At 37.0% G+C, this 22,989-nt stretch carries 29 protein-coding genes, 1 pseudogene and 1 riboswitch; of the genes and pseudogenes, 17 read left to right on the top strand and 13 right to left on the bottom strand.

Annotated elements, in window-relative coordinates; all coding sequences use genetic code 11:
* Positions 1-6 precede the first annotated feature (6 nt).
* Positions 7-717: a class I SAM-dependent methyltransferase gene (locus QGM71_RS13725; protein WP_327608138.1), complete on the bottom strand. Its 711-nt coding sequence runs from the start codon at positions 715-717 to the stop codon at positions 7-9.
* Positions 718-885: 168 nt separating this feature from the next.
* The gene (locus tag QGM71_RS13720) at positions 886-1,131 is read right to left on the bottom strand and encodes a YppG family protein (RefSeq protein ID WP_327608137.1); all 246 of its coding nucleotides are present in this window, start codon (positions 1,129-1,131) and stop codon (positions 886-888) included.
* Positions 1,132-1,308: 177 nt separating this feature from the next.
* Between QGM71_RS13720 and QGM71_RS13715 the strand changes: the two genes are divergently transcribed.
* A complete protein-coding gene (locus tag QGM71_RS13715) occupies positions 1,309-2,091 on the top strand; it encodes a DUF2268 domain-containing protein (protein WP_327608136.1) in 783 nt (260 codons plus the stop codon).
* Positions 2,092-2,167: 76 nt separating this feature from the next.
* Here the strand turns inward: QGM71_RS13715 and QGM71_RS13710 are convergent, their stop codons facing one another.
* Positions 2,168-2,440, bottom strand: a complete 273-nt coding sequence (locus QGM71_RS13710; protein WP_327608135.1) for a hypothetical protein — start codon at positions 2,438-2,440, stop codon at positions 2,168-2,170.
* Positions 2,441-2,687: 247 nt separating this feature from the next.
* Here QGM71_RS13710 and QGM71_RS13705 point away from each other — a divergent pair, with 247 nt between their 5' ends.
* Positions 2,688-2,804: a YjcZ family sporulation protein gene (locus tag QGM71_RS13705; protein ID WP_327608134.1), complete on the top strand. Its 117-nt coding sequence runs from the start codon at positions 2,688-2,690 to the stop codon at positions 2,802-2,804.
* Between the two features lie 88 nt (positions 2,805-2,892).
* A pseudogene (locus QGM71_RS21845) lies at positions 2,893-2,967 on the top strand (YjcZ family sporulation protein); the annotation flags it as partial.
* 483 nt (positions 2,968-3,450) lie between these two features.
* On the opposite strand, the gene QGM71_RS13695 reads toward QGM71_RS21845, so the two are convergent.
* Positions 3,451-3,585, bottom strand: a complete 135-nt coding sequence (locus tag QGM71_RS13695) for a hypothetical protein (RefSeq protein ID WP_327608132.1) — start codon at positions 3,583-3,585, stop codon at positions 3,451-3,453.
* Between the two features lie 106 nt (positions 3,586-3,691).
* Complete coding sequence (locus QGM71_RS13690) at positions 3,692-4,294, bottom strand: TetR/AcrR family transcriptional regulator (protein WP_327608131.1); 603 nt, start codon at positions 4,292-4,294, stop codon at positions 3,692-3,694.
* Between the two features lie 506 nt (positions 4,295-4,800).
* Positions 4,801-4,907, top strand: a riboswitch (TPP riboswitch).
* Between the two features lie 101 nt (positions 4,908-5,008).
* Between QGM71_RS13690 and QGM71_RS13685 the strand changes: the two genes are divergently transcribed.
* The 7 genes from QGM71_RS13685 to QGM71_RS13655 all read left to right on the top strand — a co-directional run bounded on the left by QGM71_RS13685 (position 5,009) and on the right by QGM71_RS13655 (position 11,013).
* On the top strand, positions 5,009-5,608 hold the full coding sequence (locus QGM71_RS13685) for a YkoF family thiamine/hydroxymethylpyrimidine-binding protein (protein ID WP_327608130.1): 600 nt from the start codon (positions 5,009-5,011) through the stop codon (positions 5,606-5,608).
* Position 5,609: 1 nt separating this feature from the next.
* A complete protein-coding gene (locus tag QGM71_RS13680; protein ID WP_327608129.1) occupies positions 5,610-6,188 on the top strand; it encodes an ECF transporter S component in 579 nt (192 codons plus the stop codon).
* Positions 6,185-7,849, top strand: coding sequence for an ABC transporter ATP-binding protein (locus QGM71_RS13675; RefSeq protein ID WP_327608128.1), 1,665 nt, complete (start codon positions 6,185-6,187; stop codon positions 7,847-7,849). The genes QGM71_RS13680 and QGM71_RS13675 overlap by 4 nt, the downstream gene beginning before the upstream one ends.
* Positions 7,836-8,615 carry an energy-coupling factor transporter transmembrane component T family protein gene (locus QGM71_RS13670; RefSeq protein WP_327608127.1) on the top strand — a complete coding sequence of 260 codons (780 nt, stop codon included), beginning with the start codon at positions 7,836-7,838 and terminating at the stop codon, positions 8,613-8,615. The genes QGM71_RS13675 and QGM71_RS13670 overlap by 14 nt, the downstream gene beginning before the upstream one ends.
* Positions 8,616-8,672: 57 nt before the next feature.
* Positions 8,673-9,509, top strand: a complete 837-nt coding sequence (locus tag QGM71_RS13665; protein ID WP_327608126.1) for a lipoate--protein ligase family protein — start codon at positions 8,673-8,675, stop codon at positions 9,507-9,509.
* Positions 9,509-10,453, top strand: coding sequence for a lipoyl synthase (gene lipA, locus QGM71_RS13660; RefSeq protein ID WP_327608125.1), 945 nt, complete (start codon positions 9,509-9,511; stop codon positions 10,451-10,453). Before QGM71_RS13665 ends, lipA begins: the two co-directional genes overlap by 1 nt.
* 134 nt (positions 10,454-10,587) lie before the next feature.
* Entirely contained in the window at positions 10,588-11,013 is a 426-nt protein-coding gene (locus tag QGM71_RS13655) for a cupredoxin domain-containing protein (protein WP_327608124.1), read from the top strand.
* Positions 11,014-11,061: 48 nt separating this feature from the next.
* Here the strand turns inward: QGM71_RS13655 and QGM71_RS13650 are convergent, their stop codons facing one another.
* From QGM71_RS13650 to QGM71_RS13640, 3 genes are read right to left on the bottom strand one after another with little or no spacing between them, the layout of a single operon-like run.
* Entirely contained in the window at positions 11,062-11,730 is a 669-nt protein-coding gene (locus QGM71_RS13650) for a response regulator transcription factor (protein ID WP_327608123.1), read from the bottom strand.
* 24 nt (positions 11,731-11,754) lie between these two features.
* Positions 11,755-13,653 carry a heavy metal translocating P-type ATPase gene (locus tag QGM71_RS13645; RefSeq protein WP_407703033.1) on the bottom strand — a complete coding sequence of 633 codons (1,899 nt, stop codon included), beginning with the start codon at positions 13,651-13,653 and terminating at the stop codon, positions 11,755-11,757.
* A gap of 50 nt (positions 13,654-13,703) precedes the next feature.
* Positions 13,704-13,910, bottom strand: coding sequence for a heavy-metal-associated domain-containing protein (locus tag QGM71_RS13640; protein WP_327608121.1), 207 nt, complete (start codon positions 13,908-13,910; stop codon positions 13,704-13,706).
* A gap of 398 nt (positions 13,911-14,308) precedes the next feature.
* Here QGM71_RS13640 and QGM71_RS13635 point away from each other — a divergent pair, with 398 nt between their 5' ends.
* Positions 14,309-14,878, top strand: a complete 570-nt coding sequence (locus QGM71_RS13635) for a CotY/CotZ family spore coat protein (protein ID WP_327608120.1) — start codon at positions 14,309-14,311, stop codon at positions 14,876-14,878.
* An 89-nt stretch (positions 14,879-14,967) separates the two neighbouring features.
* Here the strand turns inward: QGM71_RS13635 and QGM71_RS13630 are convergent, their stop codons facing one another.
* Entirely contained in the window at positions 14,968-15,183 is a 216-nt protein-coding gene (locus QGM71_RS13630) for a hypothetical protein (RefSeq protein WP_327608119.1), read from the bottom strand.
* A 130-nt stretch (positions 15,184-15,313) separates the two neighbouring features.
* Here QGM71_RS13630 and QGM71_RS13625 point away from each other — a divergent pair, with 130 nt between their 5' ends.
* Complete coding sequence (locus QGM71_RS13625; RefSeq protein ID WP_327608118.1) at positions 15,314-15,652, top strand: thioredoxin family protein; 339 nt, start codon at positions 15,314-15,316, stop codon at positions 15,650-15,652.
* Between the two features lie 74 nt (positions 15,653-15,726).
* Here QGM71_RS13625 and QGM71_RS13620 read toward each other — a convergent pair whose 3' ends face one another.
* Genes QGM71_RS13620 through QGM71_RS13605 form a run of 4 tightly spaced genes read right to left on the bottom strand, consistent with a single transcriptional unit; the run spans position 15,727 to position 18,871 of the window.
* A complete protein-coding gene (locus QGM71_RS13620) occupies positions 15,727-16,953 on the bottom strand; it encodes a hypothetical protein (protein ID WP_327608117.1) in 1,227 nt (408 codons plus the stop codon).
* Between the two features lie 15 nt (positions 16,954-16,968).
* A complete protein-coding gene (locus tag QGM71_RS13615; protein ID WP_327608116.1) occupies positions 16,969-17,799 on the bottom strand; it encodes a hypothetical protein in 831 nt (276 codons plus the stop codon).
* The gene (locus QGM71_RS13610; RefSeq protein ID WP_327608115.1) at positions 17,796-18,485 is read right to left on the bottom strand and encodes an ABC transporter ATP-binding protein; all 690 of its coding nucleotides are present in this window, start codon (positions 18,483-18,485) and stop codon (positions 17,796-17,798) included. The genes QGM71_RS13615 and QGM71_RS13610 overlap by 4 nt, the downstream gene beginning before the upstream one ends.
* Before the next feature lie 11 nt (positions 18,486-18,496).
* The gene (locus QGM71_RS13605) at positions 18,497-18,871 is read right to left on the bottom strand and encodes a GntR family transcriptional regulator (protein WP_327608114.1); all 375 of its coding nucleotides are present in this window, start codon (positions 18,869-18,871) and stop codon (positions 18,497-18,499) included.
* Positions 18,872-19,091: 220 nt separating this feature from the next.
* On the opposite strand from QGM71_RS13605, the gene QGM71_RS13600 reads away from it, so the two are divergent.
* The 5 genes from QGM71_RS13600 to QGM71_RS13580 all read left to right on the top strand — a co-directional run bounded on the left by QGM71_RS13600 (position 19,092) and on the right by QGM71_RS13580 (position 22,840).
* Positions 19,092-19,862 (top strand): exodeoxyribonuclease III, encoded by a 771-nt coding sequence (locus tag QGM71_RS13600; RefSeq protein WP_327608113.1) that lies wholly within the window; start codon positions 19,092-19,094, stop codon positions 19,860-19,862.
* Positions 19,863-19,938: 76 nt separating this feature from the next.
* A complete protein-coding gene (locus QGM71_RS13595) occupies positions 19,939-20,331 on the top strand; it encodes a hypothetical protein (protein ID WP_327608112.1) in 393 nt (130 codons plus the stop codon).
* 123 nt (positions 20,332-20,454) lie between these two features.
* The gene (locus tag QGM71_RS13590) at positions 20,455-21,798 is read left to right on the top strand and encodes a sodium-dependent transporter (RefSeq protein ID WP_327608111.1); all 1,344 of its coding nucleotides are present in this window, start codon (positions 20,455-20,457) and stop codon (positions 21,796-21,798) included.
* A 234-nt stretch (positions 21,799-22,032) separates the two neighbouring features.
* Positions 22,033-22,272 (top strand): hypothetical protein, encoded by a 240-nt coding sequence (locus QGM71_RS13585; RefSeq protein ID WP_327608110.1) that lies wholly within the window; start codon positions 22,033-22,035, stop codon positions 22,270-22,272.
* Positions 22,256-22,840, top strand: coding sequence for a hypothetical protein (locus QGM71_RS13580; protein ID WP_327608109.1), 585 nt, complete (start codon positions 22,256-22,258; stop codon positions 22,838-22,840). The genes QGM71_RS13585 and QGM71_RS13580 overlap by 17 nt, the downstream gene beginning before the upstream one ends.
* The last annotated feature ends 149 nt before the right edge of the window (positions 22,841-22,989 follow it).

Genomic DNA, 22,989 nt, shown 5'->3' with positions numbered 1-22,989 from the left:
CTAGCTCTAACAACATCTAAAGACACGGAAACCCAGGATATCTTTGTTCGCCTTTGTTAAGTATTCATGTTTTTCGAGTAGTTCAAAATACATCTCATCTATATCTTCAGAGAGTGAAAAATCAGGAGCATTTTGTAAATCGTCTACATCAATCTGCTTTGTGTATTTTTTTATACTAATTTCTTTAAAACCAGCTTTTTGAAAGCAAGTATCCCATTCAGGTTCAGTTAGTAACTGAGTAAAACCGTAGAAGTTATTGAGTGAGTCTATTTCTTCTTTAGCAAGTGAAGTATTAAGCACCATTTCAACTGCCAGCATGATTCCCCCTGGTTTTAGTACTCTTTTTATTTCTTGAAGCGTTAAGGATGCATTTGTAAAAGAGACTACAGATTCTGATAATACCATATCAAAATGATTATCATTAAAAGGAAGCTTTTCAGCATTTCCCTTTATTACTTCGATGGGTAAACCTGCAGATGTAAACCTCTTTTTCGCTTTATCCACCATGACTTCATTATTATCGAGGGAAGTAACATAGCTTGAATATGTTTTTGCAATATAGGCAGATGTTTGACCAGTTCCACAACCAACATCGAGAATTGACATTGATTCATCAATTAATTCCTCTTCTAACATTTCCTTTGTAAGCTGTAGCCCCCCTGGATGTGCACCACCTACACCAAGTTGCGCTAAACATTCTAGATAGGAATATTTCAAAACGATCCCGCCTTTTTTTAAATAGTTTAATATACTATGCCAGGGGAATGTCAGTTGTTCACTTATTTAAATACAGACAGCTTGTAGAATTGTTTGCTTCTACAAGCTGAAAACACCTTTCATATCTAAAGAAATCATTTCTATTGCTTAACAATGGCGTTAGTGATATTACCTGCCAATAAATCTTGTTATAAAAGGGCCTGCTTTCGAAATCAGTGGGCTGACCTGATTGTATATACCGTGCATTTGCTGTGCAGTCGCTGATATTTTCTCGAAATCCAGTCGCCCTTCTGGAGTTTGAAACTGAGATAAAAGGCCTGGTCTGGATTGAGGTTGAGGTTGTGGCCCCATAAACGGCCGCCTCGGAACAGGCTGATATGGCGGCATTGGTCGCCGAGGTCTCTCAGGAAACATAATTATTACACCTCCCCTGTATACTGTTGCTATATATATTATTCACAAGAAATTTATATGAGAAGGTTCCTGCCCCACATACAGGACTTTTTCAAGAAGCAGGTAAGGCAGCTCTGTAACAGTTCTATGATATTAACATAGATTATTCAATAATATACATCAGTTAGGAGTGTTGATATGAGTGTCATTCGAACAGATAGATGGTTATTAGAATCATATGATAGTCCAACTCAATTGTGTAAAAAGTTGACTTCTTATTTTAATGAAGGAACAGATTTAGAAATTCACCAGCACCTAACTAGTCATGGGATGTATCGTCGTCCTTTTCAAAATGGCGAAAAGGCTGTTAATGATTTAAAGGGATCATGGGATATTGTAAGAAAGGAGGAAAAATTGCTGAAGAAAGAATGGGATGGCCCGAATATCCCCATTTTTATTTTTCCAGCAGATAATAGTAATCAAAAATTAAAACGTGATTTTAACGGCAAATCAGGGCTGGCCTTCAAAGATAAACTATTTTTATTTATTTCAGAGAGTAATGCAGAAAAAGAAATAAAGGCATTATTTACCCATGAATATAACCATGTTTGCCGCTTGTCCAAATTTGATAAAAACGAAGAAGACTATGTATTATTAGACACCATCATATTGGAGGGGCTAGCTGAAAATGCAGTGCGTGAGTTTGTTGGGGAAGATTTTTTAGCTAACTGGACAACGTATTACTCAGTGAAAGAGCTGAATAAATTATGGAATAACCTAGTATTACCAAACAAAGAAACTCTGAATTTCGAACGTGCCCATCAGGATATTTTATATGGATTACGATTTGCACCTAAAATGGCAGGCTATTGTGCTGGCTATTACATAGTTAAAAAATATATGGAAGCCAATGACTTAACTTCTAAGGATCTTTTAAATAAGGATTCCCGTATTATTGCTCAAATTAAGAAGTTTAATTAAAAGCATTTTAAACTAATCTAAAAAAACAGACAACAAAAATATTGCCTGTTTTTACATTTGAATTTCTTGAATTTATTTAAATGAAGAAAAACGGAAGTAAAGCCAATGTAACGATAGAGCCTAAAACAATACCCGCTCCAAAACCAAATCTAGGTCGTCTAAATCTACCGTAGCCATAACCACCGTAACCATAACCACCTAATCCTCTTCCACCAAGAGGCTGCAAGTATACTCTGTGACCGTCTACATGCTGAATTATGCCTCTATGAGTTCTCCCATCACGTGTTTTTATTACAACAGCTCTGCCTTTGTACCGCTGACATAGTCCATGATAATGTGCAACTGACATTCTTTCACCCCCATATCCTAGTGAACCATAGGACATTATATGTAGGGTAGTTGCTTTCGTAAATGACAAATGCATTAGGGTATACGTGGATTTTGTATATCCGCAGAGGTCTTAACCGTTTTTTCACCCATACTAACGTGAGTTTGAATTTCTTATCGCCCATTTAAGTGCAATATGGGATAATAACCATCCCAATTCTGTAACGTCTACATATATTACTAACAAAAGATCTTGGAGGTGTTAATTGATGAGTGGAGCTGTTGCAGGAGCAGGTGTAGGCTATGGCGGAGGATTTGCCTTCGTTGTAGTATTGTTTATCCTACTAATTATTGTAGGTGCATCTTTCGGTGGATACGGATATTAAAAAAATAAATAGTTAACTAATTAATGTTAGGAGGGTTTTTATGCATGCTTGTGGTGGATATGGCTATGGTGCGCCAGTTGCAGGAGTAGGCTATGGCGGAGGATTTGCTTTGATTGTTGTTTTATTTATCCTTCTCATAATTGTAGGTGCAGCTTGGTTTTAATCTGAATGTAAACTAATTTAAACTAATCATAACTCAAGGCTGTCGAAAAGTGACAGCCTTGAGTTATGGTCTTTATACAATTTATTTTTAAAAAAATGATTGTTAAGTAGTTCACTCCTAATAAAACATAACAATTAAAATAGTATATAACGGGCAATGGTCTAAGCAGCAAGCTTATCCAATACATAGTATTTAGTATCCACGTAAACAGCTCAAGCTACTATTTACCTCCCTTACGTGAATCTTCATTCTAGAGGCTATTCCAACGAATGTTGGTGCAGCCTCTTCGTTATTAGTAGGAATAAATAACAAAAGCGCAAGGTGCCCGGCTAGGGACGTACGGACTGCGCCCGCTCACCCGCAGGTGGGTTGACGTTGTCGCTCAGGAGCGGCCCAGCGGATCGTTCTTCACCGCCAGAAGTTATAAAGGAGATTTTCCATTAAAAAAACGACTTGAAAGTCGTTTTTTTCAATTTTACTTATTTACCTTGCAGAGCGAATATAGTCATAATTCAATACGATCTTTTCTCTTTGCAACTGTTCTTCATTTTTTTGAAAATAATAATCTCTGTTTTTCAAATTAGTTGGTTTTGAATTCTTACCTTTTGAGTTTAGCATCTTTAACCTCATTATCTCTCACACTCCTTTTAAAATGACTAGTCAGTTTATTTTTTATTGTTATGCAGTGATATCTATTATAATAATAAGCCCAGCCAATATTGGTTTAAATTAAATAAGAAAGCATCGTCTTTTCCATTTCTCTAATCCGTTCTTCTAACTTCTCTTCACCGTAACCAATAGTTGCGTGTAACCATATACCATCATGTAATGCCCAGAACATTTCTGAAGCTTTTTCGGGGTCAATTTCTTTATTAATTTCGCCCGCTTGTTGCCCATCAACAATTATCTGCTGAGTCATTCCAAACATAACATCAAACCGGTCTTTCAACACCTTTTGCATTTCCGGTGATTCCTTAGAATATAACCAAAATTCGATATGAACACGCATCATCTTTTTCTTATCCAGGTTGTATGGAATATCTGTATTAATCCAGTATTTTAGTTTCTCCAGCGGACTCTTAATGTCATTTAGTCTGATTTGCAGTCTTTCCATTGCAACCGTTCTTTGTTGTTGTAGAAGATTAATAAAGATTTCCTCTTTACTATTAAAATAATTATAAACGGATCCCTTGCTCAGTTTCGAGTAGCTTACAATATCATCTACAGTAGATGCATAATATCCCTTTGCAGAAAAGCACTCCAACGCAGCTTGAAGTAAAGTTATTCTTCTTTCTTCCTTCGCCTCATCTGAAATTCTTGGAGCCATTCTACACACCTACTTTAGATAAATTTAAAACTGACTGAATAGTTTATATAAATTGTATCTCATTTTGACACAATTAGCAAGTGAATTGTTCCCTCTACTTTTTGGCTCTTTTCATATAGTTTGTTGCTATTTATATAAAGTACGACGTAGCTAGTTACTGTCATAGCTAACCGTTCAGAAAATACACTTCGGTTAAAGGGGTGAACACGGGATAAAGCTGAACAAGCGCGGAATAAAGTAAGCCGAACGCTGGAATAAGTGGAACGATCGCTGAATAAAGGCAGGCGCAGCGGTCATGCCAAAACGGTCGAATCGTACACGTGCCAGATTGGGCGTTTTTGACGCCTCCCCCCCGAGTCTCCGTGTAATTCCTCCACATGTATTGTGCTTTGTTATAACATTAACTATTGCCTTAGTAAATATTCGCTATAGGTATGTTAAATCCAATAAATGACTTTACATTATATTTACACATGTTAAGATAGATTTAGAAAACTGCATAGTAACTTTAGCACTGGGGGAGCTGTAAATACGGCTGAGAAGAACTGTTTTGTTCTGACCCTTTGAACCCGAACTGGATAATACTAGCGTGGGGAAGTGCGGTCGACGTGTATATGTCTTACGTTTATTAATTATTGACAAAGCATACAACCAGACTGCATTCCCCAGGGATGCAGTCTTTTTTATTGCCATTATAGAGGAGGAGATTTTTGTATGATTAAACAAGCTTGTACAAAAAGTGATATTGCGGGGGTTAGTTTTTCTATATACCCTATGAGTGACAATTTTGTCGATATTATTAAGGATTCGTTAGAAGAAGTTGATACATCCAAGGTTCATTTAAAAACAGATGACGTGACAACGACAGTACGTGGGAAGCTTGTCCATATTTTTGATGTAACAAAAGCTATTTTTATGTATGCAGCTAACACAGGAGAGCATGTAGCATTTCAAGCAACATACTCTTTAGGTTGTCCTGGTGATTCAACAGGAGATGCATATATGGCTGAGGATGAAAATCCACAAAACATGGAGAAAATTAAAGATATCAAGCAATTTGCTGGTTCTAAATTTTCCCTCTACCCTTTAGGTGGTGGTGATTATATGGATGTAATTTATGAACAGATCGATGCAATGAAAAAGCATGTCACCGTCTCCCCATCCCATTATTCTACTCGACTGGATGGGGAGGCAGTTGCAATATTCAATGGGTTGGAACAGGTTTTTAAAGCAACTGTTGAGGGTGGATCGAGTCATACTGTTATGACTGTTTCCATATCAGCTAATAGTCCTTCACACAAAGGAGTAAATTAATTTGAGTACTTGGCGCTTCAAAGAAATTGTTGTAATGGCAGCATTATCTGTCGTTTTTGCAGTAGTTTATTTAGCCTTTTTCCCTGTTGGAAAGGTCCTCGTCGGCTTTTTTGGACCAATAGGCTATGACCTTATTTTCGGTATATGGTTTATTGTTTCGATTATTGTAGCTTATATCATTAGAAAGCCTGGTGCTGCATTCTTATCTGAAACAATTGCAGCTATGGTGGAAGTATTAATCGGAAGTACTGCTGGCCCCATGTTAATTGTAGCCGGAATGGTACAAGGGATTGGTGCCGAAGCTGCTTTTGCTGCTACACGCTGGAAGAATTATTCCACCTGGGTTCTAATGGCAGCAGGTGTCGGCTCTGCGGTAACCAGTTTTATTTATGGCTATTTTATGAGTGGTTACGTTGCATTATCTACTGGGTATGTAATAGCGATGTTTATTACACGCGTTATTAGTGGTGCTTTAATCGCAGGTTTATTAGGTAAGGCCTTAAGTGATGGGTTAGCTAAAACCGGTGTACTGTCCAGTTTCGCATTAGGAAAAGAATATAGAAAGAAGAATGCAGCATGACACCCTTTTTAAAAATCGAGCAGCTTAGTTTACGATTTGAAACCCATCTCAATGAAGACACACTATCGAACATAAGCTTCGAGATGGAACACGGGGAGAGCATATTACTTCTTGGACCAAGTGGTTGTGGTAAAAGCACATTGACATCCTGTTTAAATGGACTTTATCCGCGTGAATTGGATGGAGAGATGAATGGACTTGTTTTTATTAATGGTAAAAAGACTACTGACTATAACCCTGGTGAACTAAGTCAATCTGTTGGGGTGGTTTTTCAGGACCCTGAAACGCAATTTTGTATGCAAACTGTTGAAGATGAAGTAGCTTTTGGCCTGGAGAATATACGTATTCCCAATGAACTGATGGAGGATAAAGTGGATGAATCTTTAATGCTAGTAGATATGCTTCCATATAAAAAACTTCCAATAGCTACTTTGTCTGGCGGACAGAAGCAAAAACTTGCACTAGCTTGTATTCTTGCGTTGGAACCATCCTTACTCATTTTAGATGAACCAACCGCTAATTTGGATCCCGTTGCTACAAAAGATTTAATTCTAACTATTCAACGTTTAAAAAAGAAAACCAATTGTGCCCTTTTAATTATTGAGCATCAATTAGATGGCTGGACAGAATTAACTGAGAGATGTGTACTGCTGAACAGCCGAGGAGAGGTTTTTTACGATGGATCCTTGCGAAAAGCAATTAAAGATAAGTTTCATGAACTTGAATCGGAAGGTATTTGGATCCCTAAAGTAACACAGTATCTAATAAACCATTTAGACGACGGGTTAGCAACTGTACCACTTACGTTAGATGATTTTTCAAAACAGGCCCACTTATGGATACCGACAGAATGGGAAGCGTATACGCAAAATAACTATGCAACATCAGAAGTTTTTGCAGAGGCTTCCGATATTTCCTGGTTCAGTAAAAAACAGCAAATCATCCGCAATATTTCGCTAAATGTCTATCAGGGAGAATTTATAGCCATAGTGGGTGCCAATGGCAGTGGAAAAACATCCTTACTACGCATACTTGCAGGGATTCAGAAACCGACATCTGGAATCATTAAGGTGAAGGGAAAATCACTGAAAAACTGGAAGGAATCTAATTTACGGGATGAAATTGGCTTTGTATTTCAAAATCCGGAGCATCAATTCATTACAAATACTGTTTTTGATGAAGTTGCTTTTAGTCCGCGTATTAAAGGAATTCCTGAAAAAAAATTAACTGTAAGTGTTAATGCAATCTTGGAAGTTTGCGGGCTCATTAGATTGACTAATGAACACCCCTACTCGCTTAGTCAAGGTCAGAAACGAAGATTAAGTGTAGCAACCATGATTATTGATAACCAGCATATGCTTTTACTGGATGAGCCCACTTTTGGACAGGACGCACATTCAAATATGGAACTAATGAAACTTTTACAAGACCGGTACGATCGTGGGACGACTATTGCAATGATTACTCATGATATGGAGATTGTTAATCAGTATGCAACTAGGGTAATTGTAATGGATAATGGACAGCTCGTCGCTGATTGCACACCTGATCAGCTATGGGGTATGCCTGCTGATAAGTTAGAACAATGGCAGCTGCAATTGCCTTTACCCATTCAATTAAAAAGAATCTATGAAAAGGAAGTCCAATATGTTTCTACATGACCTTAATCCCAGTATAAAAGCCTTAACTATCATGCTGCTTGTTGTTTTACTAGCACTTATTTTCGATCCAATAACACCACTTCTTTTTATGATCTGTACTATAGCTCTTACTTTTCTTGGTGGTAAAGTCGATTGGAAGAAGTACATGTTGTATTTCATACCTTTTTCGATACTTGCATTCGGAATGTTTTGGACTACACTCGTTTTCGCTGATACACCTAATAATCCGAACGAAGTTATTGCTGTCTTTACAATGGAATTTCCTAAAGAATCATTCTTAACAGCTCTCGCTTTATCTCTACGAGTGATGAGTGTTGCATCACTCTCTTTATTGTTTATTTTCACAACAAATATTGTTGATTTTATTTTAAGTCTTATACAACAGCTGAAGTTGCCACCAAAAATTGCGTACGGTGTACTAGCAGGCTATCGATTTTTACCAATGATGAAGGATGAATTATCAATCATACACGCTGCTCACCGTATACGCGGAGTGAATCAAGCTCTAACATGGAAGGATAGATTTCATCAATACAAACGTTATGCTATTCCGCTACTTGCAAGTGCTATTCGAAAGGCAGAAAGAACCGCGGTCGCGATGGAATCAAAGGGCTTTACAGGGGATAAAAATCGATCATTTTACCGGCGTTTAGTAATTGCTAAAAAGGACTGGGCTTTTCCAGTAATCCTGTTAGTAACGTTTGGTTTTGCTGTATATACATCTATAGAATTGGGCTATTTCAAATGGTACAGTGATGAACTATAAAGTTGTTTTTGCAGTACTTGTATGACTCTATAATCTAATTTAAAGGGAGCGGTTTATATGACAGATGAATGGGGTTTTTTGGACACTGGATTTCATGATGCTGCTACTAATATGGCATTGGATGAGGCATTACTTAATTGGCACCGGGAGGGCAGGATTCCTCCCACACTACGGTTTTATCGATGGTCTTCCCCCAGTCTTTCCGTTGGCCATTTTCAAAAGACAGAAGGTAAAATTGATCTTCAAGCGTTGGAAGCTCATAACGGCCAATTTGTAAGACGTTTGACTGGTGGTAGCGCAGTACTTCATGATGATGAACTAACATACAGTATTGTCATTTCCGAACAGCATCCAGGCATACCCAGGTCCATTCGGGAAGCTTATCATGTTTTATCAAGGGGTATTTTAGAAGGCTACAAAAACCTTGGTATTCAGGCAACCTATGCTATTCCAAGTGGAAAACCAGATAAAAATGAAACCGCTGTCTGCTTTGAAAAAACTGCTTTCTATGAGTTGACAGTTGACGACAAGAAGATATCCGGCAACGCCCAAACAAGAAGGAATGGGGTCTTACTGCAGCACGGATCAATTCCACTTCATATTAATGATGAAATGCTCTTTGACCTGTTTATCTTCCCATCTGAAAAAATAAAACAGAGAAAACGCAAGGAATTTTTTCAAAAGGCATCGACAATTAACCAACTAACCGGCAGGCCAGTTCCATTTGACGAAGTAAAAACAGCTTTCCGCAAAGGATTTGAGAATGGTTTAGATGTAACTCTTCAACCTATATCACTAACTCCGGACCAGTGGGAAGAAGTATATGAGTTAGCGAGTTCAAAATACGCGCAACCTATGCAAACTGGAAAGATCAAAGAAGGGATTGATGGGTAATGACAAAACAACAGGAATACATAAGAAAGCCTGAATGGCTGAAAACAAAAATTAATACAAATAAAAGCTTTAACGGATTAAAGAAATTAATGCGTGAGAAAAATTTAAACACCGTATGTGAAGAAGCGAGGTGCCCCAATATTCATGAATGCTGGAGTGAGCGAAAAACTGCTACATTCATGATTTTAGGCGATACATGTACACGGGGTTGCCGCTTTTGTGCAGTAAAAACCGGCCTTCCAAATGAGTTAGATTGGGGAGAGCCTGAGAGAGTTGCTGAATCCGTCGCCATTATGGGGTTAAAGCATGCTGTAGTTACAGCAGTTGCCCGTGACGATTTAGAGGATGGAGGTGCTGCAGTTTTTGCAGAAACAGTTCGGGCCATTCGTAGAGCAAACCCTGGCTGCACAATTGAAATTCTACCTTCAGATATGAAAGGTGATTACAAGAGTTTACACACATTAATGGACAGCAAACCAGATATCTTCAATCACAATATCGAAACCGTAAGACGTTTGACCAAGCGTGTACGGGCACGGGCAATGTATGACAGATCACTGCAGCTGTTGCAGCGTGTTAAGGAAATTGCTCCAACTACACCTACTAAATCCAGCATTATGGTCGGATTGGGTGAGACAAAAGATGAAATTATTCAAGCAATGGATGATCTATTAGCACATAATGTTGATATCATGACGATCGGTCAATACTTGCAGCCAACAAAGAAACATCTTTTAGTTGAACGGTACTACCATCCAGATGAATTTGCTGAGTTAAAAGAAATTGCAATTAATAAAGGGTTTACTCATTGTGAGTCCGGTCCACTTGTACGTTCGTCCTATCACGCAGATGAACAAGTAAGCCAAACTTCTGCACAACGAAGAATAAAGTATATGAAGGAATTTGAGAACCAAGAGAATACAACGGTTGATTTTAATTTCTGATGTTTTCGCCCGTGCTGATTGATGTTCTGTATTGTTCATTAATTTGGCACTAATTCTCTATAAAAAATGGACATTTATTATCTATAATTACTATTGTAAAGGTGTTAATTATAAGATAATAGGAGGAAATTATTATGAAAAAAAGTTTATTAGCTACACTATTTCTAGGATTTATTTTAGTTCTTGCAGCTTGTGGCAGTGATAATAGTTCAGCAAATGAGACTGACGATACAAGCGGGGCTGATGAGGTTGCAGAAGAAACAGAAGATACAGGAGCCTCTGCTGAGGAAACTACCCCTGATAATAATGTAACTGTCATAGCAACAGACTTTGACTTAGATCAAGATGTATATACAGTGAAGGCTGGCGAAGAAGTTAAAATTACACTTATTAATGAAGAAGGTCATCACGGAATTTCGATTGACGAATTTGGCGTTAACCTTCAGGGTGAAGGTGAAGCAACCTTCAAACCTGAAGAGCCGGGCGAATACACGATTTATTGCAATATATTCTGTGGTGAAGGTCATGCTCTGATGACAGCAACATTAGTTGTAGTATAACCAATTAGAAACAGACTCAAGTACGAGTCTGTTTCTTCTTCATTCCCATTAGCTTACCCACTGGTAACCTACACCCCAAACAGTTTTGAAATGCTCATCAATTGGATAGCCTTCATGACGAATCTTTTCCCTCATATTTCTAACATGTGAATCAATGGTTCTTCCTTCCGTATGTGAGTTAAATCCCCAAATTAATTCAATTAACTGCTCTCTGGCGAAAACTTGGTTTTTATGCCTCATTAAATGGCCAATGATGGAAAACTCTTTCGGTGTTAATTTAATTGGTTTGTTATTGTAAGTAAGCTTATAGCAAGCCTCATTCCACTTTAAACCATTTGCCTCTATGATAGGTTTCTGATTACTTTTACATAATACAACTTGCATTCTTACTAGTAGGTCGGTTGCACTTAAGGGGAGCGTAATATAGTCATCTGCTCCTGATTGCAGCCCACCAATAATTGCATCTCTTTGCTCGCAGGCTGCAATCAGGATAACAGGTACGTTTGAAATACGTTTGATTTCATTGCAGAATTCGAATTCTTTTCTGTCGCCTGTACTAATATCCATTAAAACAATATCGTATCTATGCTCCTTTAAAGAAAACAAAGCTTCGCATGCTCTCTTTTCTTTATGACATTGATAATGATGCGGCTTCAAGTATGTTACCAACAAGTCAAACATTGATTTCTTCTGATTTATTATAAGAACTTCCTTCATACAAACCACCTTTACTCCAATAAATTAGTTTACTTCAGGAATTATTTCTTCAAACTCCTTACCAGAATTCTGTTTACACTGCTTATACCGTACTAATCGTATTGCGTTCAGAATAACTAGTAGAACACTTAATTCATGGATGAGCATACCCGATGCTAAGAATATTTTTCCTAAAAGTACTCCTGCCAACAATAATGCTACAGTTCCTACAGCGAAGAGCATGTTTTGCTTCATATTGCTTACTGTTGCTTTAGCTAATTCATAAGCATAAGGAATTTTGCTTAACTTATCAGCCATTAACACGACATCGGCAGTTTCCATTGCGGCGTCTGTACAAGCTGCCCCCATCGCAAGTCCAACATCTGCTAATGCAATTGCGGGTGCATCATTGATACCGTCACCAACCATGGCCACTTTATAACCTTCTGCTTTCAATCGTTTGATGTGATTTACTTTATCCTCAGGTAACATCTCAGCAAATACGTGATCTATTCCAAGCTGTGCTGCTACCTTCTCTGCAGTATGTTTATTGTCACCTGTAAGCATCACTGTTTGCTTAATTCCAGCAGCTTTTAATTTTTTTATCGTATCTGCTGCTTCTGAGCGAACCTGATCAGCTATTGATATAATGCCGGCAAGTTTATGATCTACTCCAATAAATATTGCTGTGTTGCCTCTTTTTTCTTCTTGAATTGCATAATCTTCAGCATGTTGTGGAAGGTTTATTTTGCTTTTACTTACTAACTTCCGATTACCGATAACTACTGATTTTCCTTCAACCTTTGCATACAGTCCATGCCCTTTCTCAACAATAAAATCAACCGGTTTGTTCGTTAATGTAAGTCCTTGTTTTTCTGCTTCGTTAACGATTGTTCTCCCCAGATGATGCTCGGAAATAATTTCAGCTTCAGCTGTTATTTTTAATAATACTTTTTCGTCCATTCCAAATGCCTTTATTCCAGTTACCTCTGGCTTTCCTTTTGTCAGCGTACCTGTCTTATCAAAGACAAGAACATCAATCTTTGCAAGGTTTTCCATTACTTCGCCGCCCTTGATTAATGTTCCATTCTTCGCTCCATTCCCAATTCCAGCAACTAGAGAAACTGGCGCAGAAATGACAAGTGCTCCTGGACATGCGATAACTAAGAAAGTTATGGCCAACTCAACACGTTGAGTTAAGACGAAGACGAGAATCGAGAGGACAATAACCCCTGGTGTATAAATCGTTGCAAACCGTTCGAGAAATTTCTGTGTTTTTGCTTTTGCTTCTTGGGCCTCTTCTACTAATTCAATGATTTTCGCAAAAGCAGTATCGTCGCCAATCTTTTCCGCTTCCACTTCAATGTAACCATTATCAATCATAGTTCCACTAAAAACCTGGTCTTTGATCTTCTTACTTGCAGGAACTGACTCCCCTGTTATTGTGGCCTCATTAATAAAGGCCCGACCGGAAACAATCTTGCCATCAATCGCAACTTTTTCGCCTGATTGAATGAGTATGTGGTCCCCTTTTTCTATTTCTTCAACTGGTATTATTGCACGTTCACCGTTTTTAAGTACAGTTGCTTCTAGTGGTGCCATGTCCATTAGTGTTCTTAGTGATGAGCGTGTTTTTTCCAATGTTCGTATTTCTAAATAAGCACCGAATAAAAATAGAAATGTAACTGCTGCAGACTCAACATATTCACCAATTATTAAAGCACCAATAACTGCAATTGTTACCAATAATTCTATACTGAACGCCTTCATTAATACTGATTGAATTGCTTTTTTAGCGATTGAATAACCAGATGTAACTGTTGCTGCAATTAATACTGCACTTTTCCAAAAATCCAGCCCTAACCAATGAAGCACAAAGGCCGCTACTAATAATATTCCTGAAACAATAACAATATGGACCTTTTTAATTTTACCCACTTTCATTACTCCTTTCGGTTGGCAGGAACTGCCTCCTATTGGAGGCAGTCCCTGATCTATATAACTGGATAACCCAATTTATCAATAGTTGACTTTAATTCGTCTGATGTTACTTTATCTTGATCAAATGTGGCTTTTACTTTACTTGAATTAAACATGACCTTTACTTCTTCTACACCCGACATTTTTCCTAACTTGCCTTCGATTTTTTTAATACATGATGGGCAGCTAAGTGGCTCTAATTGAAATTTAATTGTTTTCATTTATAATCTCTCCCTTGTTTTGTTCTATCTCTAGTATAGGTGGGATTTACAATCGGTTCCTTGACGTACGTCAAAAAAAAATCTTATGCTGCATATGCCAGCATAAGATTTAATTGAACTTAATTTTAAATTAGAAAGGTAATTTAAAATTATTTAGTGTACAGGTATTAAATTTTTTATGGGTGGTGTAAATCCTTACAAGACTTGTATAGATTTATAGTATATCTATATGTATTTTTAAACGGATGGTAACGGCAGGTACCCTGAACTAGTAGTACATTTAATTTCTTACAGGACAACTTGCTCATCTTTGACTAGAAATAGACTATTAAACAATCCATAACAAACAATCCACATAAGCTATATTGTCAAATAAAATTTAAAAGGAGAGAGATTTAATGAGTTGTAAAAGTGTACTAGGAGACAAAGATTTTGATAACTGTGTTTGTGATATTGTAAGAGATATCGTTGATGCACAAGATGAAGTAAATAATAATGATGATTGTTGTACTACCAGCTGTGAGGATTCAATTCGCCAGCTCCTTTCACCAACCGGAAATGGTAATGGTAATGGTCCCACATCCATTCCGTTCATTCTATATTGTAAAGGTGACTGCGACCCTTTTATTGGTAGTGGAGTAATTCAAAAGCCAATAGGACAATCAGGCAACGTTGCCTTTAGATGTGTGGAATCCCCTATCTTCCGTGCCAAGAAATTTGTAAATGACGATAAAGACTGCTGTGTTAAACTTGAACTATTGTTGCCTGTTACGGAAGGCGGAGCAACACCAGGTCCAGGCGGAGATACTGTATGTGATTTCTTCCCAGGTGCCTCTATACGAGACCTTCAAGCAACTGGCGTTTGCTTAACAGTAGATTTAGATTGTTTCTGTGGTATTACTTGTTTAGAACCAGTGACACCATTACCAGCAAGTAACTTATCACATCAAACTCATCAAACTAAATAAAGCTGCTTGATTAGTAGTGTGGAAGGTAAAAAACTTACTTCTAGAGAAAAACTCCTAAGTATAAAATTACTTAGGAGTTTTTCTTATAATTAATCTTCATCTTTTTTGACTTTGTATTTCCTTTCACTCTGTGACGCGTCTTTCGATTTATGCTTTTTCTTCTCTTCCTTTTTTTCAATTTTTAAATCTTCCATTGGGATATCATCGGCAAACTTTTGGTTTTCCATTTCATCCAAAGGGGTTCTTTTCTCTTCATTCCATTGGCTTCTATTCTTATTTTCTGGATTCTTATTGTTGGTACTCATTTTATCACACCCTAACTTCGTCGTTTTAATTTGTTTATCCTTTTTAGGCTGCGAGTAAACATGATTGCCTCGGGAAATTCCATTAGATATGATATAACCACTACAACTACAAGAAAGGTGTGGCAACAGTATGAAAAAATTTGAAGAATTAACAACCATTTCTATGGTTGACCAATTTATCAAGGAACACCAGTTAGCTTTTCTGTACATTTCCCGTCCTAATTGCAGCGTTTGTCATGGATTATTACCACAGGTTAGACATCTATTAGAGAACTATCCAAAGATCCAAACCGCTCATATCAATACTAAGCAAATCGAACAAATTGCTGGTCACCTTTCAATCTTTACAGTACCAGTTCTGTTACTTTTCGTTAATGGGAAGGAATATATAAGGGAAGCACGGATTGTTCATATGGATCTTTTTGAAGAGAAGGTTACTAAACTATACCAAAATGTGGTTGATAGCTAAACTAGCTAGGCAACCATATTTTATTAGTATTAACCTGCTTTAAGGCTTCATATTGTTTTTCTGCTGCCTCCTCATTATTTCTCTACTATCATCTGATGAATATATAAGCTATAATTCCTATTCGATTGTTGCTTTTCCAGTTCAATAAATCCTTCGTATAATAATTTTCCGGATTCCAGGTCAATTACACTAATATTCGACTCCCTGTCTGGCGCTTTATTGGAACTGCTTATATATACTTTTCCATCTTTCACCTTAATTAGATCTTCTTCTATATCCACAATTGGCCTTGTTATTTCTAATCGCTGGCTGCTCTCTTCTTTTTGGCGATCCATGTTGAATGCGATTACTTCAAATCCCGTCTCGGTCCCTATGCTAAAGTAGATTATAGAGCCATCTACTGACGCTTTATAATTCGCTTGGCTGATTTCCTCTGGTAATTCAAACTGTATATGTTTACCCGTTTCCATGTGATAAGCACTTATTTCACTGCCGGCTTTTTCCTGATAGTAATTGCCTTCTTTCTCTTGTACATCTTTCCAGTGATTTATATTATAAACAATATACTTACTGCTACTTAAATTGTGGGTCTCATCAAGAAACTCTACCGCCGACCACGCTCCTCCAACATACGACTCCGAAGATGTTATCAAAACATCATCGCCAACTACCTTCTGCCCGCCAATGTCTAAACTATATAAATGCATTTCTGTATTATCTGAATTAGTTTCGTAACTATAATTACGCGTGATTACTTTCATCTCTCCATTTACAATCTGCACATCCTCTACGTAAACATATCTGTATCTTTCTTTTTCTGGTAAATCAACAGTAAACTTCGTTGTACTATTAGATTTTTTATCAAGTACCTCCACTTTAATTTCAAAATCCCTATTCCCTGAACCAAATGGACCTGCTGCTACATTCGCATAACCAATCATGGACTCATCATCATAAAGCATTGATAAATCTCTATCCTTCCCACGCATGAAGTTCCGATGTTCTTCTCGAAGACGAGTGATTCTGGATGGTTGATTAACTCCCCCCAGGCGTTCCAGAAATGATAGTTCATTGTAATATACTGTTTCATCAGAAGTAATATGAAGATTTCCATCCTGCATCCCTTCATCATGATAACTGCCTTGAAGCTTAATGTTTTCCACTTCTTCTTCATCACCGCTAATTTTTTGAAACACAAATCTGGGGTAATTACTTAATGCTACAGCAGATTGAATATAAAAAGTTCCGATAGCAAGAACAATCACTGAAACAATTGAAATTAACTTCCAATATCGAATCATTGCCGCTCCCTCCCTTTATACAGTTATTTTTTTATTTAATAAGTAATGACTAACCCATACTGCCAACCCTATAACAAATAATCCTAGTATAATTTCTAGTAGTAATAGTTCCACAGGATAAAAGTATCCAACTTCGTAGATTCCCTCCAACAAGAGTGGGAGTATAAATAGAGCAATTGAGAATGTACTATATAGAATTGCTGCAAAAACACCCTTTATGCGGAAGCTCCGTTCGAATAAAACAGCTGTAAATAACAAGAATACAGCCATAAACCCAATACCATAATGTAATAGAAATTCAATAAAAGTAGGTGGAAACAGAATAAATAAAAACTTAGAACTCTCAATCATACCGTCAATAGACATATCCAATCTGAAATTCTTCGGGACGATCCACTTTAATAGCGTACTTTCTATTGGTAATAAAATTAATTGAATGGAGACTAATCCCAACACCATTAAAAAGATGGATGTTGCTTTCGCAAGATAGATATTTATACGTGCAGTCGGTAGCATGAGTAAACGGTAAATAAATGTGTTCTTACCAAACCAGTCACGATACCATATAAGAAAAATATAAAAAATCAGTGCTGCAATACTTAATGCAATTGGCCCCATAAACCACGATGTTCTTGTAATATTGGAGAAACTCATTGGTCCATACATTTCCAGGAATTGCGCTTGAGGCATCAGGTCTTCATATATAGCTATGTTTGCCTCCTTTAAATAACGGTTTGCAATTACAATAACACCTGTAATCTGGGAGACGACTGTTATACCTATTAAAACAAAGTAGATTTTAATAAAACGACCTAATTCAAAATTAACCAGCTTAAGGTAGTTCATCCCCTATACACCTCCCTCATCACATCTACCACAGATTTTCCTTCATTCTCTCGTATCTCTTCCGTTCTAAATTCTTTTAAGGTAACTCCATTATCAAGTAAAACTACTTTATCAATTAAATGTTCAATATCATTAATTTCATGTGTCGTAATAATAACACCGCGGTCTTCAATTAAGTGACTTGTAAAAACTTCAGCTATTTGCTCGCGACTGAAAATATCAATACCAGAGAATGGCTCATCCATCAATAAATAGTCAACATCCAATGCCAATCCCAGTAATAAGTTAGCCTTGGCGGCGTTACCCTTGGAAAGAGTTGATATACGATCACTCTCATTTAATTTGAAAAAACCAAGTAAGTCATTTGCTCGTTCCTGATTCCAATTCTTATAGAAGTCCTGCATAAACTGCATCGCCTCAGCTATTGTCATTTGTGGCAGCATTGTAATCGCATCAGGGATAAAGGTGATTTTTTCATAACTGCCTTTATGAATTTTTTCACCGTCAATCAATATGTCACCCTCTTTAATAGGTGTAAGTGCCATTATTGCATTTAATATAGTAGTTTTACCGACTCCATTTATTCCAATAAGACACGTTATTTCCCCCTTGTTCGCTGTGAAGGAAACTCTATTTAAGACTTTTTTTCGTCCAAACTTCTTCGTGATCCCTTTTACTTCAATCATGCCTAACCCTCCTATTCTTTACTTTCATTTGCATACTTTTCTTTAATTAGCCCTACTATTTCATCAACCGGAACATTTATTGGACGGATGGATGCAATAAAAGTATCCACAGCTTGTAAAATAAGTTCCTCTCTTACAGCTCCAAGGATTTTTTCATCCTTAGTTATCTTACTTGGCAGATTACGCTCAGTGTAGATCAAGCCTTGTTCCTCCATTTCTTTATATGCCCGTTGAGCTGTATTCGGATTAATCTTTAATTGGTTTGCTAATTCACGTCGTGATGGAATCTCCTGTCCAGGCTCAAGCATGCCAGTTGCAATTTGCTCTTTAAAATGTCGGACCACTTGAACATAGACAGGATCTCGGTTATTGAGATTCACCTTCATACCAACAACTCCTATATTTTTTCTTCGTTGTATTTATTGATTTACTTGTATTAAGGGGTTAATACACCTTTAAGATGTATTATATGCTTAATACACTTTTTATGTCAATCTATATTTTTATATATTCGTACAGTATTGAACGCATTCCTCTTGCTTAATCACTATTTATGCTAGAATAAATACATGAAAACTTTTAAAAAAGGGAGACATCAATTTATATATGAAACTAGTATCTTGGAATGTTAATGGAATTCGGGCATGCGTCCGTAAAGGTTTTTTAGATTATTTTCATGAAGTGGATGCTGATATTTTCTGCCTTCAGGAAACGAAATTACAAGAAGGTCAAATACAATTAGAGTTAGATGGCTATTATCAATATTGGAATTACGCTATTAAAAAAGGATACTCTGGTACAGCGGTATTCACGAAGGTTAAACCACTATCGGTCAGCTACGGACTAGGAGAAGAAAATGAACAGGATGAGGGGCGAATTATTACGCTTGAATTTGAAAAGTTCTATTTAGTGAATGTGTATACGCCTAATTCAAAAAGAGATTTAACTAGACTCGAATACAGACTTGAGTGGGAGGATGAGCTATACAGTTACTTGAAATCACTTGATGCAGACAAGCCCGTTGTATATTGTGGTGATTTAAATGTTGCACACCAGGAAATTGACTTGAAGAACTATAAAACCAATCGTGGTAACTCAGGTTTCACAGAAGAAGAGCGTGGTAAAATGAGCCGTATAGTAGGTACCGGCTTTATTGACACACTACGTCACTTTCACCCTGATACGGAAGGAATATACACCTGGTGGTCGTACATGAAAACTATCAGAGAACGAAATGTCGGATGGAGAATCGACTATTTCATTGTCTCAGAAAGATTGGTAGATTTGCTGAAAGATTCACAGGTCCATTCACAAATACTCAGAAGCGACCATTGCCCTATTATGCTGGAAATAGACTCACCTGATAAACTCGTGTAATCAGGTGTTCATACTGTGTTCATATTAATTACTTATACTTAAAATAATATAATTGAAACTAAAGGAGAGGGAATTGTTGACTAACTATAGTAAAATCTTACTTCGACTTTCAGCAGTATTTGCACTTATAGGCGTTTACCTGGGATCACATATGGCAGGCGCAGGTGGATATGAGTTTCGTACATTACATGCTCACATATTAGTTGTAGGCTGGCTAAGCTTATTCGCATGGGCTGTCTATTATAAGATTTTCACACCTTCGAGTAAAAAACTAGCTGCCCTGCACGTATGGACAGCAATTATCGGATCGATTGGTTTAACAAGTGGAATGTGGCTCTATTATTTAAAACCTTTTGATTTTGGAGATACCTTCATTACAGTTTACTTTATTGTTGGAGGAACAATATTATTAATCAGCTTTTTATTTTTTGCTATATTAACGTTTATGAAGACGGAAGAAGAGAAATAATGAAATTAGGATGCTATCACTGTTGAGAAATAGATCAACACGTGATAGCATCTTTTTGTTATCATTTTTTTCGTTTAGCAGTAAATCACAGCTGATCATTCACCCGAGAAGGAGTAGTACATCATGAAAAAACAAGATCAATGGACATCGAAAACAGGATTTATACTTGCAGCGGCCGGATCAGCAATTGGGTTGGGGGCGATATGGAAATTTCCATATATGGCAGGCACAAATGGAGGCGGGATTTTCTTTCTTCTCTTTGTTCTATTTACCATACTAATTGCAGCACCCATTCTGCTTGCTGAGTTTTTTATTGGGAGGAAAGCACAATCAAATGCTATTTCAGCTTTTAAAAAGTTAGCACCTCATACATTATGGGGAACAACAGGATATCTCGGAATAATTGTTTCCTTAATTATTTTATCCTTTTATAGTGTTATTGGTGGCTGGATCCTTTCTTATTTAGCAAGAAGCCTAAATGGGTATTTCATCAATAAAGTCCAATCCGATTATGTACACATTTTCGACTCTATTATTGAAAATCCAGTAGAAGTATTAGGAATGCAGCTTCTGTTTATGCTTATTACAATGGCGATAATCCAAGGTGGGATCCAAAAGGGAATTGAGAGAGCAAGCACATGGATGATGCCTGCATTATTGGTCTTTTTCGTCTTACTGGCATTTCGCTCACTCACGCTGCCTGGTGCAATGGAGGGTGTATCTTTTCTATTAAAACCAGATATTAGCAGTCTTACCGGACAAACAGTTTTACTTGCATTAGGTCAATCTTTTTTCGCTTTGAGTATCGGGATATCCGTCATGGTTACCTACGCATCCTATCTTCCTGAGACGGAAAATATGCCGAAATCGGCAGCAACAATCTCTGCATTAAATATTTTCATCTCTTTGTTGGCTGGTCTAGTTATCTTTCCAGCAGTATTTGCATTGGGTTACACGCCTGATCAAGGTCCTGGACTAATATTTGTTATTTTACCAGCAGTTTTCCATGAGTTGGTGTTCGGTGGAATCCTCTTTACCGTCTTTCTCATTCTATTACTATTTGCGACATTAACTTCTGCATTTTCCCTATTGGAAAATATAGTTGCTGCCTTTATGAAAGGGAGACAGGATAAACGGCGCAGATACACATTGATAGCTGGTTCGCTTGTTTTTGTTATTGGAATTCCAAGTGCCCTTTCATTTGGGTTTTTGAGCGATATACATATTATGGAGAAATCTATTTTCGATTTTGCAGATTATATAACGAGCAATATAGGTATGCCGCTGGGTGCTTTATTAATTTCACTCTTTGTTGGATATAAGATTCCAAAAGATCTTGTGTTTAACGAGTTAGTGCAAGGATCCCCTAAGATAGCGTTCGTATTTAAGGGATGGTACTTCTTGATCCGTTATATTGTACCGTTTGCAATTATACTAATTTTTTTACAATCATTTGAGATAATATAGGACCCGTAAAAAGCATCCTCAAGGCTATAGATAAACTATTCATTGAGGTAACTAACAGATTATGATAAAGCACGCAAAAGGATAATCACCGAACCTGGACTAATTTCCAGGTATTTATTTTTTTCTAAAAGAAAATAGCTTATGCCTTTATGATGCACTTATTTCTATGTTTATGGATATAATAGATATAATAATGTAAAATTTAGATAAGTAAAACTTTGAAGGTGGTGCTATATGCGCTCTGTGAAGATAACCCAAATAGAGGGAAATATTCAAAGCCGACGTCAAAAGGTCAATGCCCAACTAAGAACAGATCGTAATAATAGACAGAGAATTAGGAGGAATAGACCCAGGTCACTCGACGAACGGAATGCATTAACGAAAATCACTAAAGCAAGTGTAGAAAGAGCAAAGCGCGAAGGTAAAATGAAAATGATTGGAAAGCGAAGGATGTACTATGATCCAGCTGAATGAACTGAAAAGGGAATTCACAAAACTTATTCACTTACCGATGCATGAAAGGATGCTGGAATTATGCGGATTATTAACAGCGTATTTTCAAAATGATAATATTAACCCTATAATAGTTGGCGGATTTTCTGTAGAGATTTACACACGAAATAACTATACTACTTATGATATTGATTTGATAACTGATGGAAGAGAGAAATTCAATAGCCTTTTAACGAATGAATTGGGCTTTAAAAAAGAAGGCCGTAGTTGGTACCATGAGGAACTGGAATTAGCAATTGAGATACCTTCTAACTTTTTAGAAGGAAATATAGAGAAAGTAATGCGTGTTGAATTAGAAAGCGGAAGGTGTATATCTGTTATAGGAATAGAAGATATAATAATCCATCGATTAGAATCGGCTATTGCTACACACCCCGATCACCCGGATTGGACAGACGATTTCGAATGGGCTGAAAGAATGTTTGAAATTCATAAATCTGATACAAATATAATGGATACAGATTATTTGTTAAAAGCATCTTCTGAAGCACGTGTAGAGAATATCATTAGAAAATGGATGAAAAAATAGAGAGCAGTTATTTGTTGTTAAGTACAAATACCGCTCTCTATTTTTATTACAGCATTTAAAGCGAGAAAGCCCACTTCTTCAGATGTGTGATGAATCGCTTTTGTTTGAAATTAAAAAGAAATTTCAAGGCAAACTGACGTTCGGTTTGG

Source organism: Virgibacillus tibetensis (assembly GCF_036026595.1).
Lineage (GTDB): Bacteria > Bacillota > Bacilli > Bacillales > Amphibacillaceae > Virgibacillus_P > Virgibacillus_P tibetensis.
This window is presented reverse-complemented; position numbering and strand designations above follow the sequence as displayed.

Bases quoted from the DNA above. Each gene is read 5' to 3' on its own strand.
- QGM71_RS13675 (WP_327608128.1), top strand. From the start codon at position 6,185: ATGACACCCTTTTTAAAAATCGAGCAGCTTAGTTTACGATTTGAAACC.
- QGM71_RS13665 (WP_327608126.1), top strand. From the start codon at position 8,673: ATGACAGATGAATGGGGTTTTTTGGACACTGGATTTCATGATGCTGCT.
- QGM71_RS13630 (WP_327608119.1), bottom strand. From the start codon at position 15,183: ATGAGTACCAACAATAAGAATCCAGAAAATAAGAATAGAAGCCAATGG.
- QGM71_RS13605 (WP_327608114.1), bottom strand. From the start codon at position 18,871: ATGAAGGTGAATCTCAATAACCGAGATCCTGTCTATGTTCAAGTGGTC.
- QGM71_RS13720 (WP_327608137.1), bottom strand. From the start codon at position 1,131: ATGTTTCCTGAGAGACCTCGGCGACCAATGCCGCCATATCAGCCTGTT.
- QGM71_RS13600 (WP_327608113.1), top strand. From the start codon at position 19,092: ATGAAACTAGTATCTTGGAATGTTAATGGAATTCGGGCATGCGTCCGT.
- QGM71_RS13635 (WP_327608120.1), top strand. From the start codon at position 14,309: ATGAGTTGTAAAAGTGTACTAGGAGACAAAGATTTTGATAACTGTGTT.
- QGM71_RS13670 (WP_327608127.1), top strand. From the start codon at position 7,836: ATGTTTCTACATGACCTTAATCCCAGTATAAAAGCCTTAACTATCATG.
- QGM71_RS13690 (WP_327608131.1), bottom strand. From the start codon at position 4,294: ATGGCTCCAAGAATTTCAGATGAGGCGAAGGAAGAAAGAAGAATAACT.
- QGM71_RS13610 (WP_327608115.1), bottom strand. From the start codon at position 18,485: ATGATTGAAGTAAAAGGGATCACGAAGAAGTTTGGACGAAAAAAAGTC.
- QGM71_RS13580 (WP_327608109.1), top strand. From the start codon at position 22,256: ATGATCCAGCTGAATGAACTGAAAAGGGAATTCACAAAACTTATTCAC.
- QGM71_RS13695 (WP_327608132.1), bottom strand. From the start codon at position 3,585: ATGCTAAACTCAAAAGGTAAGAATTCAAAACCAACTAATTTGAAAAAC.
- QGM71_RS13710 (WP_327608135.1), bottom strand. From the start codon at position 2,440: ATGTCAGTTGCACATTATCATGGACTATGTCAGCGGTACAAAGGCAGA.
- QGM71_RS13585 (WP_327608110.1), top strand. From the start codon at position 22,033: ATGCGCTCTGTGAAGATAACCCAAATAGAGGGAAATATTCAAAGCCGA.
- QGM71_RS13615 (WP_327608116.1), bottom strand. From the start codon at position 17,799: ATGAACTACCTTAAGCTGGTTAATTTTGAATTAGGTCGTTTTATTAAA.
- QGM71_RS13650 (WP_327608123.1), bottom strand. From the start codon at position 11,730: ATGAAGGAAGTTCTTATAATAAATCAGAAGAAATCAATGTTTGACTTG.
- QGM71_RS13685 (WP_327608130.1), top strand. From the start codon at position 5,009: ATGATTAAACAAGCTTGTACAAAAAGTGATATTGCGGGGGTTAGTTTT.
- QGM71_RS13625 (WP_327608118.1), top strand. From the start codon at position 15,314: ATGAAAAAATTTGAAGAATTAACAACCATTTCTATGGTTGACCAATTT.
- QGM71_RS13655 (WP_327608124.1), top strand. From the start codon at position 10,588: ATGAAAAAAAGTTTATTAGCTACACTATTTCTAGGATTTATTTTAGTT.
- QGM71_RS13590 (WP_327608111.1), top strand. From the start codon at position 20,455: ATGAAAAAACAAGATCAATGGACATCGAAAACAGGATTTATACTTGCA.
- QGM71_RS13640 (WP_327608121.1), bottom strand. From the start codon at position 13,910: ATGAAAACAATTAAATTTCAATTAGAGCCACTTAGCTGCCCATCATGT.
- QGM71_RS13645 (WP_407703033.1), bottom strand. From the start codon at position 13,653: ATGAAAGTGGGTAAAATTAAAAAGGTCCATATTGTTATTGTTTCAGGA.
- QGM71_RS13620 (WP_327608117.1), bottom strand. From the start codon at position 16,953: ATGATTCGATATTGGAAGTTAATTTCAATTGTTTCAGTGATTGTTCTT.
- QGM71_RS13705 (WP_327608134.1), top strand. From the start codon at position 2,688: ATGAGTGGAGCTGTTGCAGGAGCAGGTGTAGGCTATGGCGGAGGATTT.
- QGM71_RS13715 (WP_327608136.1), top strand. From the start codon at position 1,309: ATGAGTGTCATTCGAACAGATAGATGGTTATTAGAATCATATGATAGT.
- lipA (WP_327608125.1), top strand. From the start codon at position 9,509: ATGACAAAACAACAGGAATACATAAGAAAGCCTGAATGGCTGAAAACA.